This window comes from Gloeomargarita sp., from assembly GCF_053491055.1.
The window spans coordinates 24,162-40,994 of sequence record NZ_JBRCEP010000025.1 but is presented as its reverse complement, the minus strand read 5'-3'; the positions used below and the strand labels follow the sequence as shown (position 1 = coordinate 40,994).

Below are 16,833 nucleotides of genomic sequence, written 5' to 3'. Positions count from 1 at the left end.
TGTAAACCAGCCCCCCTACATCCCCCCGTATACGGGGGGACAGGAGGGGGGTCTGTGGTTGGCTTGCCAACTGCAGGGCTACCGTTCGCGTCAGCGGCGCGTAGCGCTTAAGCCCGCTCCGTACCGCTTAGCGGTCGGAGCCGGGTAGTTTACATGGGCGACCATCACTCATATAGAAATCAATTTCTCCATCGGTCGCTGAAATCGCTATCTTGGCCAAGGTAACCCGCGGATCGCTGCCCAATCGCTGCTGAAATTTCTCAGAAGCGCGGGGGTCGGGTTCAAAAGCATATACTTTTGCCCTGGGAAAAAGTTCTAAAAAAAGGGCCGTGTGACTTCCATCGTTTGCCCCAATTTCTAGGATTACCGGGTCATCTTTACCCAACCATGCGACCAACTCATGCAGGTCAAAAGTCCCGCTGGTAACCGGGGTCAATTCGGGTCTGAAACGACTGGCAATTTTGAGCACGCTTCTTTTCCCCTGGTTCCAAATCCTCTTGAGATAGGGAAAACGCTTCAGCCACTTTTTCCAGCCCTTAACCTGCATCCCTGCTGCTTCCTAATCACTCAAGCCCGGCACATTCACCCGATGCCCTGCCTCCTTCAGGGTCAATTCCTGGCGCGCCAATTCCAAATCATGCTCCACCATCATCCGCACCAATTCCGGGAAACTACACCGGGGTTGCCAGCGCAATTGTTTCGCAGCTTTGGTGGCATCCCCCAGCAAATAATCCACCTCCGTCGGGCGAAAATAGCGGGGATCGATTTTCACGTATTCCCGCCAATCCAAACCCACCAACCCAAACGCCGCCTCCAAAAAATCCTGCACCGAATGGGCCTCCCCGGTAGCAATCACAAAATCATCCGGCTGCTCCTGTTGCAACATCAACCACATCGCCTCGACATAATCGCCCGCAAATCCCCAATCCCGCTTGGCCGCCAAATTGCCCAAATATAAATACTTCTGCAACCCCATTTTGATCCGCCCCAACGCCCGCGTAATTTTGCGTGTGACAAAGGTTTCCCCCCGGCGTGGACTCTCATGGTTGAACAAAATGCCATTACAAATAAACATCCCATAGGCTTCCCGGTAATTCACGCAATACCAATAGGCCGCCACCTTGGCCACCGCATAGGGACTGCGGGGATAAAACGGCGTTTTTTCGTTTTGCGGGGGCGGCGCTGCCCCGAACATTTCCGAGGAACCGGCCTGGTAAAATTTCACCCGGCGTCCCGAGGTGTTTTCGTAGTCCCGCACCGCCTCCAGCAACCGCAGCGTCCCCGTCGCCACCGTATCTGCCGTGTATTCCGGTTGGGCAAACGAGACCTTCACGTGGGATTGCGCCCCCAGGTTGTACACCTCATCCGGTTGCACCTGCTCAATAATCCGCCGCAACCCCGTCCCATCGGTCAAATCCCCGTAGTGCAAAAATAGACGCGCCTCCGGGTCGTGGGCGTCTTTGTACAAATGATCCACCCGGCTGGTATTAAATAACGACGCCCGCCGAATAATGCCATGCACCAGATAACCCTTTTGGAGCAAAAATTCTGCCAGGTAGGAACCGTCTTGGCCGGTAATCCCGGTAATCAGGGCTTTTTTCATGGGGGTTCACCACCTAATACTGGGGTACGGAAGGGTCAATTTCCCGACTCCAGGCCAAAATGCCACCCTTGACATTCATCCCCACCCGCCCCGTTTTTTCCTTGATCAAATGCAGGGCTTTTAGGGAACGCACCCCCGATTTGCAATGCACCACCAGTTCTTGATCCCCCCACATTTGCCTTAATTTCTCCAACCCTGGCCCCTGCTCCAATTCCGACAAGGGAATCAACACAGAACCGGGAATGCGCGCCACCTCGTATTCCCCCGGATTACGCACATCCACAAGGAGCGTTTTTGCCGCTTGCGTCGTCAGCCGCCGGTGCAATTCCTGCACCGTAATTTCGGGAATTTCCGCCTGCATCTGCTGCTCCTGCTGTTTTGCCTGGGTAATGCCGCAAAATTGGTCGTAATCAATCAGTTCTGTGATTACCGGACGGTGCGGATGGGGACGCAATTTTAACTCCCGAAACTGCATTTTTAGGGCATTGTAGATCAGCAAACGCCCACTGAGTGTATCTCCCAAACCGAGAATCACCTTAATCGTTTCTGTGGCTTGCAAAGAGCCGATCACGCCGCACAAAACCCCCAAGACACCCCCTTCGGCACAGGAAGGCACCGCACCCGGCGGTGGGGGTTCCGGGAATAAATCCCGATAGGTCGGCCCCCCCTGATAATTAAACACCGAAACCTGCCCTTCAAACCACAAAATGGAACCGTAAATAAACGGTTTATTTAACAACGTGCAGGCATCATTGACCAGATAGCGGGTGGGGAAATTGTCCGTGCCATCCACCACCACATCATAGTTGGCAATTATATCCAGGGCATTGCTGGCCCTTAGCTGGGTTTCATACACATCCACCTGGCAGTGGGGGTTCAACTGGGCCAGGCGTTCTTTGGCCGACTGCGCCTTGGATTGCCCCACCCAGGCCATCGTGTGAATAATCTGCCGCTGCAAGTTGGAAATGTCTACCGTATCAAAATCCACAATGCCCAAGCGACCAATGCCCGCTGCCGCCAAATAAAGCAACACCGGCGAACCCAGCCCCCCGGTGCCCACGCACAGCACCTTGGCCGCTTTTAATTTCTTTTGCCCTGCAAGCCCCACCCCCGGCAAAATCAAATGGCGCGAGTACCGCTCGTATTCGGCTTGGGTGAGCGTCACAGAGGCCGGTTCCAGGGGTTGGTGACCCGTCATGGGTAATGGCTGCTCCAATCTTTCGCCAGTGTCATCCAGACTACCACACTTGCGGCGTCTGTGGGGCAAAAGACGGCTTTAATTTCCGGGTTACCCTCAGTGCCGGGTGAGGTAGGCCAAGCCCACCAACACGCCCACCAACGCCAGCGCTGTCAGGGTGAAGTGCACCAGGGATTTGCGCCCTTGCCGGACCATGTTCCGCATGGCCAGACGGACGTAACTGGGGGGACGCGCTTGGGTCATGGGTCCTTGGGTCTGGGTAACCGCCTTTTCTAGTGTAGCCGCACCAACCGGCTCTCTTCAGAATGTTAAAAAATATGATGGGGCTGTCATTTCCGCCTATCTTCGTTACAATCTGAGGTAATTTGTGGGGTGACAACCGATGGAAACCATTGAGTTCATCATTCGCCCAGACGGGCGGGTGGAGATGCGGGTACAGGGAATTGTCGGTCAGGACTGTATCCGGGTTTCCCACCCAATCGAACAGGATTTGGGTCAGGTTGCCCAGCGGGAATGGACGGCGGAGTATTTCCAGGCCGCCCAGCCCCACTCCCAGGACATCCACATCTATCCCCATTCCTAAAGGCGGTATTCCTATGTCCCACTTCAGCACGATTCAGACCAGCCTGCGCCAGCGGGAAGCCCTGGAAGCGGCGCTTACCCGCCTCAACTATACCTACCGGGTTGGCCCTCAGCCGGTGCGGGGTTACCGGGGGCAGACCCAGATGGCCGAATTGGTCATTCCCCAGGCGAATGGCTATGACATTGGCTTTGTCTGGGATGGTCAGCAATATAACCTTGTGGCGGATTTGCAGTACTGGCAACAGCCCCTGAGTGTGGAAGGGTTTCTCAAGCAGTTGCACCAACAGTACGCCTACGCCGTAGTGCTGGCTCACAGCCAAAAACAGGGGTTCCAGGTGAGCGAATCCCAACAGTTGCCCGATGGTTCCCTGCGGTTGGTGGTGCAGCGCTGGGCAGCCTGATGGAGCGGACGGGATTCGAGCCGGAACTGGGCGGGCAATGGCGGCAACAGGCTGTCTATGTGGATGAGGCGGTCTGTATCGGCTGCAAACACTGCGCCCACGTCGCCCGCAACACGTTTTACATCGAACCGGAGTATGGCCGCTCGCGGGTGATTAACCAGGACGGCGACCCAGAGTACCTCATTCAAGAAGCCATAGATACCTGCCCGGTGGACTGCATCCACTGGGTCAGTTACAAAGATTTGCAACGCCTGGAAACCGCCCGTCAGCGCCAACGCCTCAAACCGGTGGGGTTTCCGGGGGCGACGCAACAGCCGCTTATTTAAGCTGTCGGCGTAGCACTTAAAGCCGGTTCTGACCGGGCGCTGGCGTCGCCGGGTAAATGGGTTTTGAGTTCAATCAGTTCGATTTTGTAGCCGTTGGGGTCCTCGACAAAGGCAATCACCGTTGAACCGTGTTTCATTGGCCCCGGTTCCCGTACCACCTTGCCGCCTTTTGCTTTGATTTGTTCACATGTTGTATAAATATCGTCCACACCAATGGCAATGTGCCCGAAGCCATCGCCTAGGGTGTATTCTGTGCGGCCCCAGTTGTAGGTGAGTTCGATCACGGCTTGGTTGGCTTCATCCCCGTAGCCGACAAACGCCAGGGTAAATGCACCGCCGGGGTAGTCTTGCCGCCGCAGCAATTTCATCCCCAGCACATCGCAGTAGAAGCGTAAGGAAGCTTCCAAATCGCGCACCCGCAGCATGGTGTGCAGTATCCGCATCGTGCTTGGCCCCACCACATCACCTCTATTATGACGGGTGACATCCTCCCGCCGCTGACCCTACGGGTAGAGCACGAGCCTCCTGACCTCACATTCAGGCATTCCTGTCCCACATCCCTTGTCCAGGCGGTTGCCGTTCCCCAGCCTCCCTGAGTACGCCTTACATCTAAAAGGGTAGGTGTGCCAGGAGTTGGGCCGCGCCTAAGGGTGGGGGACTGCCCGGCGAGAGCACAATACAGCGGTCTTGCGCCGTCAGCGGGGTTTGGGCAGGGGGGCGGGGCAACCGTTCGACCACCGCCAGGAGCCGCAAAATGCGATCCAAATGGCTCAAACCCTGTCCCATCCCTGTCCGTTCCTGGGGCGTGACCAGGGCGACCGGATACCCCCGCTGCAGAAGTTCGTAGGCCAGACCCGCACACAGACTCACCCCCTGTTCCAGGCGCTGGGGTTCTAGGCTGGCCGGTGCCACCGGGTAAAAATACAGCGTCAGGGCCGCGTGGTGCTGGCGTTCCAAATCCCGCAGCAAGAGCACATCCCGCCGCGCCGAGGCTTTCCAGTAAATCCGCCGGGCATCATCCCCTGGGCGAAAATCCCGCAACGCCAGAAACTCTCCCTCTCCCCCTGCCTGGGCCTGCGGACGGTTGCCCTCTCCCACCAAAGACAAAAACCGCAGATGCGGGGGTGGTGCCAGGGCAGGATAGACCAACACCGACACCGGCGCCCGGATCACCCGCACCTTGCAAAACAAATCAAAAGGGAAGCGGGTACTGATTTCATAGCCCTCAATCGTCCACCAACCCCGCCGGGGAAACGTCAGCCAGTAGGATGCCTGCACCGTCTGCCCCCGCTCCACCTTCAGAAAATAATTGGCCGGAGCCGTCATGCCCACCGGTGTCCGATCCGTAATACTGATGGAAAAACTGGGAATCCGGCGCTTGCGGTTGTGCACCCTCAAAGTGACCAGCGTTGGCGTCCCCGCAAAAATTTGCTGGGCAAACACCCGCTCCACCACCAACCCCTTCATCACCTCCTCCGACAGGACGCCGCTGGCGATCATCAAACTCAACAGCATCCCAAACAGCAGGTACAGCAGGTTGTTGCCCGTATTGAACGACCCAATACTCACCAGCACCGTCACCAACGTAAAAATCCCCCCGATCCGGGTAAAGGTAAAACGGCGCGGCAGATTGTGAAACCACTGCTGGGCATTCATGGGCGGGTCAGCATCTGAGTAGGCACCCCGATCCTAGGATAATGGGGCAGGAAGCGACCCCTTGGAAAGGAACCCCTAGAACAGACCCACAAAAGGTCAGGCACCCAGCCCCGGCCATTCCTATCTCCCCATTACCGGTAATCGGGGCTTTGGATATGACGAATGCGGGCCGCCTCCCGTATCCCATATTCCGGGCGACAAAAACGGTCCAATTGCGCTTCAAAAAAGCGGCGATTGGCCAACAAATGGCGGGGATTCGGGTCATCCAAAGGATACAAAAGCGCCTCTCGCAGGGCATGAAATACCGCCGAGGTCACGCAATACATAGAGCGCTGGAAACTAATCGCCAACTGCACCAACATATCCGCCTCCCCCCGACAGTGTCTCCGGTAGTAATCCCGCAGATAATCCGGTAAGAAATGGAACATATCTTGGGCCAACAACGTAGGGGGAATCCCCGCCGTCCCCACCGGAAATTTATCCGCATACAGCACCCCATAGTGGAAATCCTCCTGCTTATCCGGCACCATCCCCGCCTGAGCATTGTAGGACTTGGTACCCCGAAAGGGCGACGTGCGATAAAACACCGCCTCCACATAGGGCAACGCCGCCTCGTATAACCACATAAAACCCTTCGCTTTCGGAATCACTTCGTAGCATTCCCCGCGGATGTACACGTGATGGTAAATCGGCCGACCGGCAACCGCAAAAATTCCCTTCACAATAAAATTCATGGCATCTTTGACCGTCGTAATACTCCCTTCCAAATAACGGTCGTGAATTTCAAAAAATACCGGCGCCATCACCTCCCAAAACAGCCCCAAATTCGCATAGTAAGAAGCCTGACGACACTGCTCCAAAAACATCTCTGGAAACAGGCGATACAGCCCCAGCATGATGGGGTTCCCCCGGAAATAGGCCCGAATGGCCCGGTCCGCATTCTGTTTGTATTCCTCACTGTCTAAATAGGGGTCAAACTGGCCGCCCATCCCCCGATGCCAGAGCATCGCCCGCATACATTCTTCCGCAAATTCCATATTGATCCGGTCATGCCAGAGGTGATGCAACCAACGGGGCATCGGCAGCGTTTCCCCCCGGCGAATAAATTTCACAAGCTCAGGATGGGCCGTGGCTTCCCCCCGCCAAATCCGCAAATCCGCATCATCCCCCGCGTAGTGATTGTGTCGGTTCAGATATTCCTCAGAAATGAAAAACTTATGGAAGGCCAACGGATGCAAAAACACCTGCTCGGCGATATACAACAAATCCCGCCAATAAAAATCCATCGGTACCGCATAGGCATACCAAATCCCCACAATTTGCATGAGATTTTCTGGGGTATCCGGCACCATTGCCCCCCCCGCTTCTAACCGATGCACAATCTCCGCCAATTCGTGTTGCGAAGGAGGTAATTTCGTCCGAGGTTCTAAAGTCGCCGTCATGGGTTCCTCCTGAGTGATTATTTGGGTAACAATTCGGAAATCGGAGGCGCCACCGCCACCGTCGTCAACGCCAAATTTTGGGCCGTTTGCTCACTCCATTGCACCAACCAGCGGGGCTGAATCCCCAGGAACAGGATTAAACCCGCCAGCACCAACGCCGGGATTTTTTCTGCCGCCCACACCGGGGGATAGTACGCCGTGCGGTTGTCCAACTTGCCAAAACAGGTGCGGTTGAGCAATATCACAAAATACACCGCCGTTAACCCCGTCCCCAACACACACAGCAAGGTAAACAGAGGAAACACCTGGTAACTGCCCTGAAACACGAGAAACTCCGCCACAAAACCCATCATTCCCGGAATCCCCGCACTGGCCATCCCCCCCAACACCAGCAGGGCACTCACCGTCGGCAACCCCCGCAACGGATTCATCAACCCATTGAGCACATCCAACTCCCGGGTGCCCACCTTCGCCTCAATCACCCCCACCAGGTGGAACAAAATTGCCAAAATCACCCCGTGACTCACCATCTGGCTGATTGCCCCCACCAAGGATAACGGCGTCGCCGTCGCACACCCCAGCATCACATAGCCCATGTGCCCAATCGAACTGTAGGCCACCATACGCTTAATATCCTTTTGGGCAATCGCCGCCAACGCCCCAAACAGCACCCCTGCCGTGCCCCAGAGCGCCAGCCCCAGCGACCACTGCTGCCACAACTCCGGGAACAACTGCACCCCAAACCGCACCAGCCCGTAGGTGCCCAGCTTCGCCAAAATCCCCCCCAACAGGATTGCAATCGGCGGGGACGCCTCCACATAGGCATCCGGCAACCAGGTGTGCAACGGCACCAAAGGCGTTTTGATCCCAAACCCCAGCAGTAGGGTCAACAACAACGTACCCTGCACCGCCACCGGCAATCCCGCCACCGTCGCCCGGATATGCTCATACGCAAAATCCGCCTGCCCACTCAGCCAGCCCAAAGCCAGAATTCCCCCCAGCAACAAAATCCCCGACACCGCCGTATAAAGGAGAAACTTCAACGCCGCATACTGCTTGCGCGCCCCACCCCAAATCGCAATCAAAAAATAAACAGGAATCAACTCCAATTCATAAAACAAGACAAACAACAGGGCATTCTGGGCCGCAAACGCCCCCGCCAACCCACCACTGACCCACAACACCAAACCGTAGTACAACCGCGGCCGCGCCACCGTTGCGGGCGTACTATAGACCACAATCCAGGTGATGAGACTGTTCAACGCCAACAGCGACACACTCAGGCCATCGCAGCCCAGGTCATAGTTCAACCCCAAATTGGGCAACCAGGGCACCAACTCCGTCAACTGCATCCCCGTCGCCATCACGTCAAACCGCCGGAGCACCACCCCCGTCCAAACCACCATCAGTGCCGCCAACACCAGCGCCAGCGTTTTCGCCTGCCGTCCATCCCGCAGGAGAAAAACCGCCAAACCCGCCAACAGGGGACCAAAAATCAAAACACTGAGCATGGTTGCGCCTCGCTTCCTTCAGGTGATTAATGCAAAATCGTTGTCACCGCCAATCCCACCACCAGTGCCATGCCCACCAAAATCGTCAACAAATACCACTGAAACTTCCCCGACGTACTGTACTTGAGGGTCTCGCCCCCAAACACCGTCGCCACCCCCACCAAATTCACCAACCCATCCACCAGATACCGGTCCAACACATCCGTAATTCGCGACACCACATCCACCAGCCCCACCACCGTCATCCGATAAATTTTCGGCGTGTACAGGTCATAGGCCAGCAAATCTTGAAGACTCGTCACCGGCAGCCGCACCGGCTTGGGAATCCCCGGACTCAGGTACACCAGCGCCGCCAAACTTGCCCCCGACAGGGTACTCAGACTCAACAACACCCCCCAATCCTGTTGCCAAGCAGGCAATAACCCCGTCACCGCCAGCAGATGCGGCATATGCAAAACCACCCCCGCCAACACCGTCATCGGCAGGATAAACGGCCAGTGCAACTCCGGCGACCGCTGACTCATCGGCTGCGGACGATTGCCAAACAGCAAACACACCACCCGCACCAACCCAAACGTCAGCAACCCATTCACCAGCAACACCACCGCCACCAACCCCGGCGATTGCTCCGCCAAATCCGTCACCAACTGCAACCAACTCCAAAACCCACCCAACGGCGGAACTGCCACCACCCCAGCGATGCCCACCAACCAGCACAGCAACGTCACCGGACGCCGCGCCGCCAGCCCCCCCAACCGCCGCACATCCTGGGTAATACTATTCCAAATCACATTCCCGGCCCCCATCACCGGCAACCCCATCGCCACCGCGTAGGTCAACATCAGCAGCAGCGCCGTCTGCGGATGCCCCGTTCCCACCGCCACAAACACCAATCCCAAATAGGCACTCACCGGATAGGACAACGTGCGCTTCACACAAATCTGGGCAATGGCAATCAGCGCCGCCCCCAAGGCCGTCGCCACCCCCACCCCTACCGTCACCCCCATGACCCCCGGCGACAGCGCCAGAATCGGGGTCAACTTCACCAGCACCCAACTGCCCGTCAACACCACCACCGCATTGCGCAAAATCGTCGCCGGTATGGGGCCTTCCATCGCCTCATCCAGCCATAGATGGAAGGGAAACTGGGCGCATTTCCCCAACGGCCCCGCCAGCAGGGCCAGCCCCAACCAGAAAAGCACCTGCGGATGCGCCTGGGCATAGGCCACCGTCTGCGGTTGAGCCGCCCACTGAGCCAACTCCGTGAAATTCCAAGTATGGGACAAAGGCCAAATGGCCAACACCCCCATCAACAACAGCAAATCCCCCACCCGCTTAGTCAAAAACGCATCCCGCGCCCCCGTCACCACCAACGGCTGGTTGAACCAAAACCCCACCAGCAGATAGGTGCCCAGGGTCAACAATTCCAAAATCACATAGCTAAAAAACAGGGAATCACACAGAACCAGGGCCGCCATCCCCGCCTCAAAAAAGGCCAGCAGAGAGAAAAACCTCGCCCAGCCCCAGTCCATTTCCATATAGCCAAACGCATACACCTGCGCCAAAAAATTCACCCCAAAAATCACCACCATTGCCGTCAACGACAGGGGCGACACCACCAGCGGCAAGGATAAATCCAACCCCGCTACCTGCAACCACGGCAGGGAATAGCTCAAAGACTCCCGTCCCCCCGTTGCCACTAACCCTAGAGCCGCATGCACCAAACTCACAAAAGTCATCAGCGCATTGATATACCCCGCCGGACGCGGACCCGTGCGCCGAATGATCCCCGGATACCAAAGCACCGCCGCCCCCATCCCCACCAACGGATACAGCGGCACCAGCCAAACCGACTCCAACAACCAGGACACCATGAAAACCTCAAATAAACACAACAGGGATCATGCAAAAACGTAGATAAAACCAGAGTAGTACAGCCCTCTGCCCACCCTGTCCCTACCATAACGACCCTGGCTCAGAAAAGGAAGGGGATGACCCCTCAAAATATGTTCAAAATATGTAATCAATGCTGTTAATTTTTCTTATCAATTCTTAATCCGGCCCCAACGTCTAAACTGGAAGTTAGGGACCCGCATCATCTATGGAACCTGATTCCCATCGCCTTCCCGAACATTTGGCTGCTGCTGTCTTTAGTCGGGCAGCGCGTTTGCACCTGCAATCCCAGGGGCACCTTGACAGCTACTCCCTGGCGGAATTGCTGGAAGCCGGTCAGGCGGCCAACATTCCCCCCGAATGCATCCACCAAGCCCTATACGAACTCCATCACCCCCAACCCCGCCGTTGGCGACCCCTGGCGTTGGCCCTGATCGCCGCGACCTTGAGTTTGGGCACCTGGCATTATCTTTCCCGCCCGCAACCTTTGCCCTCATCCCCGCCGGATGGAGCAACCCTGCTGCGCCGCAAACATTGCCCCCAATGTTCCCTCAATGGCGCCGATTTACGGGGCAAAAATCTCAGTCATTTTAATTTGGCAGGGGCGAATTTGCGGGGTGCTGATTTAAGCGGGGCCAATTTGAGTCATGCCAATTTGCAGGGAGCCGATTTGCGGGGAGCCATCCTGGACGAGGCCAACCTCGCAATCGCCGATTTAAGCGGAGCCAATTTAAGTGGTGCAACCCTCAATCGCGCCAATTTGACCGCTGCCAATTTGCAAGGGGTACTCGCCAATGGCACCCACATCCAGGCTGCCAATTTAACCGGTGCAGACCTCAAAGCCGCGCGATTGCAAGGGAGTAATTTAACGGGGACGGATTTGACAAAAACCAATTTTCAAGGCGCTGATTTAGAGCGAGTGAATATGAGCGCCACGATCTTAAAAAATACAGATTTCGCGCAGGCAAAAAATCTGGAGACTGTGGATTTTTCAGGGGCGCAAAGATGACCGAAGCCACCAAAAAGTCTTTTGCCGAGATTCGGGATGACTATGCGTTTTTTACCGCCCATACGACGGAATTTGACCAGGATTTATACCACTATCAACAAGCGCTGGCCCAATGGCTGCCCCCAGAACCCGTCCTGCAATTTTTAGATTTTGGCTGCGGTACAGGCGCATTCACCTCCCGGTTTCTCCAGCTATTGCATCCCTTAGCACAGCAACTACGTATTACCTTGATTGAACCGGATGACATCTCTCGCCAGCATGCCATTGACCTCTTGACGCCCTTGAGCCAATTTCCGATTCAACACTTCCCCTATTTCTCTTCAGAAATCACCGACCGATTCCATCTCATTCTCTGCAATCACGTTTTGTACTACGTACCTGATTTACGGCAGACGGTGACCTGGCTGTTGCAGCGGCGGCATCCCCAGGGAATGCTTGTGATGACCATGGCAGGCAGAGAAAATATCATCAGCCAATTCTGGCGTGTGTGTTTTGATTATTTAGGTCACAACATTCCCTATTACCTCGCAGAAGATTTAACCCCCCTTCTCCAAGAACTACATCCGAATTACCAGCGGCAGACGGTGACCTATACCCTACGTTTTCCCGATACCTTGGAGAACCGCTGGAAACTGCTGCGATTCATGCTGGGTCAGTATGTGCACCAACTGAAAGCCTACGATTTACCCGACTTATTTGACCCCTATGCCAACCAAGGACAAATTGACATCACCACCTACCACTATCAATTCCAGGTGAGTTGATTTTTTTGTTGATTGCATCGCCCATTCAACTGGGTAATGACGGTTGATCGGCTGTGAGGAGGGCATAGCGTTGCGCCACCACCGGCCAATTCACCACCTGCCACCACGCCTTGAGGTAGTCCAGCCGCCGGTTTTGATAGCTCAGATAATAAGCGTGTTCCCACACATCGTTGCCCAGCAGCGGGGTTAAGCCCACGCTGACCGGACTGTCCTGATTCGGGGTGGTCATGACCTGCAACCGACCGGTTTTGTCGGCGACCAACCACACCCAACCGCTGCCAAACAGTTGGGCGCCCGCTTGGATAAAGGCCTCTTGAAAGCTGGAGAAATCTCCAAAATGGGCCGTTAACGCCTTTTCCAAAGCTCCTGTCGGACGATTGTTGGGCTGGGGCGGTCGCATACTCTCCCAAAACAGGCTGTGATTGTAATGGCCACCCCCATGATTGCGAACCGCCGTGCGAATGTCTGCCGGTATGGCCGCTAAATTTTGCAGGAGTTGTTCGACCGATGGCGTCCCCAGTTCCGGGTGTTTGGCGATGGCCGCATTCAGGGCGTTGACGTAGGCTGTGTGGTGCTTGTCGTGGTGAAACATCATCGTGCGCCGGTCAATCACCGGTTCGAGGGCATCGTAGGCATAAGGCAGCGGTGGCACGGTAAACCGCGCGGTCAACTCCACCTGCTGCGTATCCGCCCACGCCGGTTTTACCCCCAAAGCCACAAACGCCAATCCCCCCAGTAGCACCTGGCGTCGGTTGCACCGCATAAGTCCTCCCTCGGTTGCCACCCATCAGCACCTATTGTAGTCAGAGCTATTCGTTAAATTCCTTGAAGATTCCTGACGGAATGTCCAGGGCCTTGCCTGGGTGCTATAGACTGAGATGCTAGAAACCTGACTGCGGAGCAACTCGGTTATGTCCCACGTTGTCAAAATCTACGATACCTGCATCGGCTGTACTCAGTGTGTACGGGCCTGCCCCCTGGATGTGCTGGAAATGGTGCCCTGGGATGGTTGTAAGGCAGGGCAAATTGCCTCAGCGCCCCGCACGGAAGATTGTGTGGGTTGCAAACGCTGTGAAACTGCCTGCCCAACGGACTTTTTGAGCATTCGGGTCTATCTGGGTGCCGAAACCACCCGCAGTATGGGATTGGCTTATTAACGGCATCGATAGACGGGGTATGGGCGGCGCCGCAGGCCGTCTGTACTCCCGGCAACCGGGAGAAGGGCAACAGTTGCGAAGGAGGTAAATCTGGCGCTACCTCAGCAGCGTTTTGTTTGGCATTGCTCAATAAGCGGTATGACAATGCCCAGCCATTAAACAATCAATATTCGCAAAAATTGGGTTCCCGACTTCAGCAAAAACAGTCTCAAATTGGCCCATCTCCAGAGTTGCTCAAGTTAGCGGTGGTGCATCTTTTGAGGGTTGGCGCCCCAATCGGCATTTGATGATGTAAAGCATGGTCGCTGAGGCCCTGCATTCTTATTTTTATAGCAATTCATAACAAAAAATGTTTTTATTGTGCCGGATGTGAATTGATGAACTACGTTGACACTACCAGGACCGACGCTGAAGTGACGCGCAGGTATGGTTTTGGGTATCCCCAAAGCTCACAGGCAACGGTTCCGAGGGTCTGCTCTACCGGAGACGCACTAGGCCAGGTAAAGGATAACCAACGTCATACCTAATGTGGTTTAGGGGCAAGAATGCTGGCCCCCGTTCCGGGTAAGGTTATCGTAAGTCCTGAGAGCCATCAACATTTAGGGCAACCAACCATTGGCAAGCAAACATTCGGCAATTTGCACCGCATTGAGGGCCGCCCCTTTGCGAATTTGGTCTCCACACAGCCACAAATCCAAACCGCAGGGATGGGACAAATCCTGGCGTATCCGCCCTACCAAAACCGCATCCTGTCCTGAAGCATCAATCGGCATGGGAAAATAATTTTTTTCCCAATCTTCGACCAATTTCACCCCCGGACTTTGGGCTAAAATTTCCCTGGCTTGGGGGGCGGGAAACGGCTCGGCAAATTCCACATTCACTGCCTCGGCATGCGCCCGCCACACCGGTACCCGCACACAGGTCGCCGTCAAACGCAAATCCGGGTAATTCATAATCTTGCGGCTCTCCCGGATCATCTTCAATTCTTCCTCGCAGTAACCCTGTTCGTTACAAGGACTGTTGTGGGGAAATAAATTAAACGCTAACGGATAGGGGAATACCTCGGTCGTCACCGGTTGGTTCGCCAACACCTGCTGCGCCTGCTGCCGCAATTCCTGCATCGCCCGCGCCCCCGCCCCGCTGGCCGATTGATAAGTCGCTACCACCACCCGCCGGAGCGGCTGCACCCGATGCAAAGGGTAGAGCACCACACACAGTAAAATCGTGGTACAGTTGGGGTTGGCAATGATCCCGTGATGCTTTTGTAAAACATGGGCATTGACTTCCGGCACCACCAAAGGCACATCTGCTTCCATACGAAAGGCGCTGGAATTGTCAATCACCACCGCTCCTTGACGCACCGCTACCGGCACCCATTCCCGCGAGACCGTTGCCCCGGCAGAAGCCAGTACAATATCCAAATTTTGTAATTCGGTTGCGCTGACAGGTCGCACGGGCAACTTTTCCCCGGCAAAAGGCAACATTTGTCCTGCCGAGCGGGGGGAAGCCAGCAGCCGCAGTTCACCCACCGGAAACTGCCGTTCTGCCAGCAGTTGGATTAGCTCTGTACCTACGGCTCCGGTTGCCCCCAGAATCCCTACGCGATAGGTCGTCATCGGGTTTAGCATTGGTCAACAATAACGTTAAGATACTATAGACACGACTGGGCGAACCTAACGTTTATGAAAATTACGCAGGAACCCCTACCCAAAAGCCAGTTGGGGTTGCGGGTGGAAATCCCCGCGGAGGAGGTGGCCAAGCAGCATGAGACGGTGTTTCGGCGACTGCTGAAAAATGTGCGGTTGCCGGGGTTTCGCCAGGGGAAGGTGCCGCCCCACATCCTGCGGCAGTATCTGGGGGAAGCGACGATTCGCGGGGCTGTGGTGGAAGAACTGGTGGAAACGGCCATGCCCAAAGCCCTGCAACAGATTGGTGTCCCGACGATTGGGGAACCGGAACTGCGGGAGGAAATGGCGACCCTGGTGCAGCGCTTTCACCCCCAGCAACCCTTTGTTTTTGAAATGGCCGTTGACGTTTGGCCGGAGGTCACCTTGGGGGATTACCGGAGTTTGGCGGTTCGCGCCGTGCGTTACGAAGCCGACCCCGAACAGGTGGAACGGACCCTGCGGCAACAGCAGTACCGACACGCCACGCTGGTGCCGGTCGAACGGCCTGCCCAGGCGGGGGATGTGGCGATTATTGATGTGGAGGCCTACCGGCAGACAGACCAGGGGCGGGGAGAACCGGTGGAATTTTTCCGTAGCCGCGAGATGGAGGTACGCCTTGACCCGGAAGACGGGGAATATTACAAGGAGGTATTGACCGCGCTGGTGGGGATGCAGGTGGGAGAAACCAAAGAAATTACCCTGACTACCGACGATGGGGGTTGGCCAGCCGACCTTGCCAACCAGACCTTTCTCCTGGTGGTGACCCTCAAGGAGTTGAAAGAGCCAGAATTACCGCCTTTGGACGACGAATTTGCCCAGAAGGTAAGCGACTGTCAAACCATCGCAGAACTCCGCCAAAGGCTGGCCGAACGGTATCGCCGCCAAGCCGAACACCGCACCCAACAGAGTCTCGAACGGGGAATTAGCGACGCGCTGCTTGCCATCACCACCACCGAAGTCCCGCGCACCCTGCTGGCGCGGAATTTGCGGAGCTTGTTTGAAGAGGCGGTGCAATCCCTGGCGCAGCAAGGGGCCGACTTGGACGAATGGCTCACCCAAGAGCAGGTGCAGGCCATGGGCGAGGAGTTGTTACCCGTAGCCGAGCGGCGGGTCAAAACCGTGCTGGCGCTCAAAGCGATTGCCGAGCGGGAAGGACTCCACCCCGACGAAGCCGCCATCCAGGCCCGGATTGAGGAAATTCGGCGCACTGAACCCGAACTGGCGGTGAGTCCCTCGGAATTGCGGCGCATGGCAGAGCAAACCTTGCGCCCCAAGTTGGCCCTGCAATGGCTCCAGGAACGGGCACAAATCACTTGGATCACCCAGGAGCAAGCAATTCAAGAATTGCTGGCCAGAACGGAACAGTCGTCTGCGACCGGCGAGGGAGAATCAGCAGCCGCTGCGACGGTTCCAGGGGAATCTGCAACCAGCGCGGAAACATCAACGGTTGCCGCAACCGTTACTTCTGAGTCCACTACGGTCGGTCAAGGAGAACCAACGACGGTGACACCGGCAGCGGGGGTCAGCGGAGAAGCATCGGCACCTGTAGCGGCGACTGCGCCGGAACCCCCAGCTTGAGGCATAATGAGAGACAAGTTTATTTGGCGGGTTGAGCAGGTGGTGC

Annotated in this window: 18 protein-coding genes; 7 read left to right on the top strand and 11 right to left on the bottom strand. The window is 56.2% G+C overall.

All coding sequences use genetic code 11. The features are described from left to right. Positions 1 to 127 precede the first annotated feature (127 nt). From ACWISF_RS02810 to ACWISF_RS02795, 4 genes are all read right to left on the bottom strand, one after another. Positions 128 to 547: an FkbM family methyltransferase gene (locus ACWISF_RS02810; protein WP_448380074.1), complete on the bottom strand. Its 420-nt coding sequence runs from the start codon at positions 545 to 547 to the stop codon at positions 128 to 130. 12 nt (positions 548 to 559) lie between these two features. Then, positions 560 to 1,603: a GDP-mannose 4,6-dehydratase gene (gene gmd / locus ACWISF_RS02805; RefSeq protein ID WP_448380073.1), complete on the bottom strand. Its 1,044-nt coding sequence runs from the start codon at positions 1,601 to 1,603 to the stop codon at positions 560 to 562. A gap of 13 nt (positions 1,604 to 1,616) precedes the next feature. Further along, positions 1,617 to 2,801: a molybdopterin-synthase adenylyltransferase MoeB gene (moeB, locus tag ACWISF_RS02800; RefSeq protein WP_448380072.1), complete on the bottom strand. Its 1,185-nt coding sequence runs from the start codon at positions 2,799 to 2,801 to the stop codon at positions 1,617 to 1,619. 96 nt (positions 2,802 to 2,897) lie between these two features. Further along, positions 2,898 to 3,044, bottom strand: a complete 147-nt coding sequence (locus tag ACWISF_RS02795; protein WP_448380071.1) for a DUF3285 domain-containing protein — start codon at positions 3,042 to 3,044, stop codon at positions 2,898 to 2,900. 139 nt (positions 3,045 to 3,183) lie between these two features. Between ACWISF_RS02795 and ACWISF_RS02790 the strand changes: the two genes are divergently transcribed. From ACWISF_RS02790 to ACWISF_RS02780, 3 genes are read left to right on the top strand one after another with little or no spacing between them, the layout of a single operon-like run. Continuing rightward, positions 3,184 to 3,384, top strand: a complete 201-nt coding sequence (locus ACWISF_RS02790) for a DUF2997 domain-containing protein (protein ID WP_448380070.1) — start codon at positions 3,184 to 3,186, stop codon at positions 3,382 to 3,384. Between the two features lie 13 nt (positions 3,385 to 3,397). Further along, the gene (locus tag ACWISF_RS02785; protein ID WP_448380069.1) at positions 3,398 to 3,784 is read left to right on the top strand and encodes a DUF1257 domain-containing protein; all 387 of its coding nucleotides are present in this window, start codon (positions 3,398 to 3,400) and stop codon (positions 3,782 to 3,784) included. Then, the gene (locus ACWISF_RS02780; RefSeq protein WP_448380076.1) at positions 3,727 to 4,110 is read left to right on the top strand and encodes a ferredoxin; all 384 of its coding nucleotides are present in this window, start codon (positions 3,727 to 3,729) and stop codon (positions 4,108 to 4,110) included. Before ACWISF_RS02785 ends, ACWISF_RS02780 begins: the two co-directional genes overlap by 58 nt. On the opposite strand, the gene gloA is transcribed toward ACWISF_RS02780, so the two are convergent. From gloA to ACWISF_RS02755, 5 genes are all read right to left on the bottom strand, one after another. Then, entirely contained in the window at positions 4,107 to 4,553 is a 447-nt protein-coding gene (gene gloA / locus ACWISF_RS02775) for a lactoylglutathione lyase (protein WP_448380068.1), read from the bottom strand. The genes ACWISF_RS02780 and gloA overlap by 4 nt on opposite strands. A 166-nt stretch (positions 4,554 to 4,719) precedes the next feature. After that, on the bottom strand, positions 4,720 to 5,766 hold the full coding sequence (locus ACWISF_RS02770) for a DUF58 domain-containing protein (protein ID WP_448380067.1): 1,047 nt from the start codon (positions 5,764 to 5,766) through the stop codon (positions 4,720 to 4,722). Between the two features lie 131 nt (positions 5,767 to 5,897). After that, positions 5,898 to 7,208 (bottom strand): CO2 hydration protein, encoded by a 1,311-nt coding sequence (locus ACWISF_RS02765; protein ID WP_448380066.1) that lies wholly within the window; start codon positions 7,206 to 7,208, stop codon positions 5,898 to 5,900. A 17-nt stretch (positions 7,209 to 7,225) separates the two neighbouring features. Continuing rightward, positions 7,226 to 8,719 carry an NADH-quinone oxidoreductase subunit M gene (locus ACWISF_RS02760; RefSeq protein ID WP_448380065.1) on the bottom strand — a complete coding sequence of 498 codons (1,494 nt, stop codon included), beginning with the start codon at positions 8,717 to 8,719 and terminating at the stop codon, positions 7,226 to 7,228. 26 nt (positions 8,720 to 8,745) lie between these two features. Continuing rightward, complete coding sequence (locus tag ACWISF_RS02755; RefSeq protein ID WP_448380064.1) at positions 8,746 to 10,593, bottom strand: NAD(P)H-quinone oxidoreductase subunit F; 1,848 nt, start codon at positions 10,591 to 10,593, stop codon at positions 8,746 to 8,748. A 227-nt stretch (positions 10,594 to 10,820) separates the two neighbouring features. Here ACWISF_RS02755 and ACWISF_RS02750 point away from each other — a divergent pair, with 227 nt between their 5' ends. Further along, the gene (locus ACWISF_RS02750; protein WP_448380063.1) at positions 10,821 to 11,621 is read left to right on the top strand and encodes a pentapeptide repeat-containing protein; all 801 of its coding nucleotides are present in this window, start codon (positions 10,821 to 10,823) and stop codon (positions 11,619 to 11,621) included. Continuing rightward, a complete protein-coding gene (locus ACWISF_RS02745) occupies positions 11,618 to 12,385 on the top strand; it encodes a class I SAM-dependent methyltransferase (RefSeq protein ID WP_448380062.1) in 768 nt (255 codons plus the stop codon). Before ACWISF_RS02750 ends, ACWISF_RS02745 begins: the two co-directional genes overlap by 4 nt. Positions 12,386 to 12,410: 25 nt before the next feature. Here ACWISF_RS02745 and ACWISF_RS02740 read toward each other — a convergent pair whose 3' ends face one another. After that, a complete protein-coding gene (locus ACWISF_RS02740; protein ID WP_448380061.1) occupies positions 12,411 to 13,148 on the bottom strand; it encodes a superoxide dismutase in 738 nt (245 codons plus the stop codon). A gap of 148 nt (positions 13,149 to 13,296) precedes the next feature. Here ACWISF_RS02740 and psaC point away from each other — a divergent pair, with 148 nt between their 5' ends. Further along, on the top strand, positions 13,297 to 13,542 hold the full coding sequence (gene psaC / locus ACWISF_RS02735; RefSeq protein WP_448380060.1) for a photosystem I iron-sulfur center protein PsaC: 246 nt from the start codon (positions 13,297 to 13,299) through the stop codon (positions 13,540 to 13,542). 599 nt (positions 13,543 to 14,141) lie between these two features. On the opposite strand, the gene ACWISF_RS02730 is transcribed toward psaC, so the two are convergent. Further along, positions 14,142 to 15,158: an aspartate-semialdehyde dehydrogenase gene (locus ACWISF_RS02730; RefSeq protein WP_448380059.1), complete on the bottom strand. Its 1,017-nt coding sequence runs from the start codon at positions 15,156 to 15,158 to the stop codon at positions 14,142 to 14,144. A 66-nt stretch (positions 15,159 to 15,224) separates the two neighbouring features. Between ACWISF_RS02730 and tig the strand changes: the two genes are divergently transcribed. Further along, positions 15,225 to 16,787 carry a trigger factor gene (tig, locus tag ACWISF_RS02725; RefSeq protein ID WP_448380058.1) on the top strand — a complete coding sequence of 521 codons (1,563 nt, stop codon included), beginning with the start codon at positions 15,225 to 15,227 and terminating at the stop codon, positions 16,785 to 16,787. The last annotated feature ends 46 nt before the right edge of the window (positions 16,788 to 16,833 follow it).

Excerpts from the sequence above, each read along its gene's own strand:
- ACWISF_RS02810 (WP_448380074.1), bottom strand. The coding sequence starts at position 547 with ATGCAGGTTAAGGGCTGGAAAAAGTGGCTGAAGCGTTTTCCCTATCTC.
- gmd (WP_448380073.1), bottom strand. The coding sequence starts at position 1,603 with ATGAAAAAAGCCCTGATTACCGGGATTACCGGCCAAGACGGTTCCTAC.
- moeB (WP_448380072.1), bottom strand. The coding sequence starts at position 2,801 with ATGACGGGTCACCAACCCCTGGAACCGGCCTCTGTGACGCTCACCCAA.
- ACWISF_RS02795 (WP_448380071.1), bottom strand. The coding sequence starts at position 3,044 with ATGACCCAAGCGCGTCCCCCCAGTTACGTCCGTCTGGCCATGCGGAAC.
- ACWISF_RS02790 (WP_448380070.1), top strand. The coding sequence starts at position 3,184 with ATGGAAACCATTGAGTTCATCATTCGCCCAGACGGGCGGGTGGAGATG.
- ACWISF_RS02785 (WP_448380069.1), top strand. The coding sequence starts at position 3,398 with ATGTCCCACTTCAGCACGATTCAGACCAGCCTGCGCCAGCGGGAAGCC.
- gloA (WP_448380068.1), bottom strand. The coding sequence starts at position 4,553 with ATGCGGATACTGCACACCATGCTGCGGGTGCGCGATTTGGAAGCTTCC.
- ACWISF_RS02770 (WP_448380067.1), bottom strand. The coding sequence starts at position 5,766 with ATGAATGCCCAGCAGTGGTTTCACAATCTGCCGCGCCGTTTTACCTTT.
- ACWISF_RS02765 (WP_448380066.1), bottom strand. The coding sequence starts at position 7,208 with ATGACGGCGACTTTAGAACCTCGGACGAAATTACCTCCTTCGCAACAC.
- ACWISF_RS02760 (WP_448380065.1), bottom strand. The coding sequence starts at position 8,719 with ATGCTCAGTGTTTTGATTTTTGGTCCCCTGTTGGCGGGTTTGGCGGTT.
- ACWISF_RS02755 (WP_448380064.1), bottom strand. The coding sequence starts at position 10,593 with ATGGTGTCCTGGTTGTTGGAGTCGGTTTGGCTGGTGCCGCTGTATCCG.
- ACWISF_RS02750 (WP_448380063.1), top strand. The coding sequence starts at position 10,821 with ATGGAACCTGATTCCCATCGCCTTCCCGAACATTTGGCTGCTGCTGTC.
- ACWISF_RS02745 (WP_448380062.1), top strand. The coding sequence starts at position 11,618 with ATGACCGAAGCCACCAAAAAGTCTTTTGCCGAGATTCGGGATGACTAT.
- ACWISF_RS02740 (WP_448380061.1), bottom strand. The coding sequence starts at position 13,148 with ATGCGGTGCAACCGACGCCAGGTGCTACTGGGGGGATTGGCGTTTGTG.
- psaC (WP_448380060.1), top strand. The coding sequence starts at position 13,297 with ATGTCCCACGTTGTCAAAATCTACGATACCTGCATCGGCTGTACTCAG.
- ACWISF_RS02730 (WP_448380059.1), bottom strand. The coding sequence starts at position 15,158 with ATGACGACCTATCGCGTAGGGATTCTGGGGGCAACCGGAGCCGTAGGT.
- tig (WP_448380058.1), top strand. The coding sequence starts at position 15,225 with ATGAAAATTACGCAGGAACCCCTACCCAAAAGCCAGTTGGGGTTGCGG.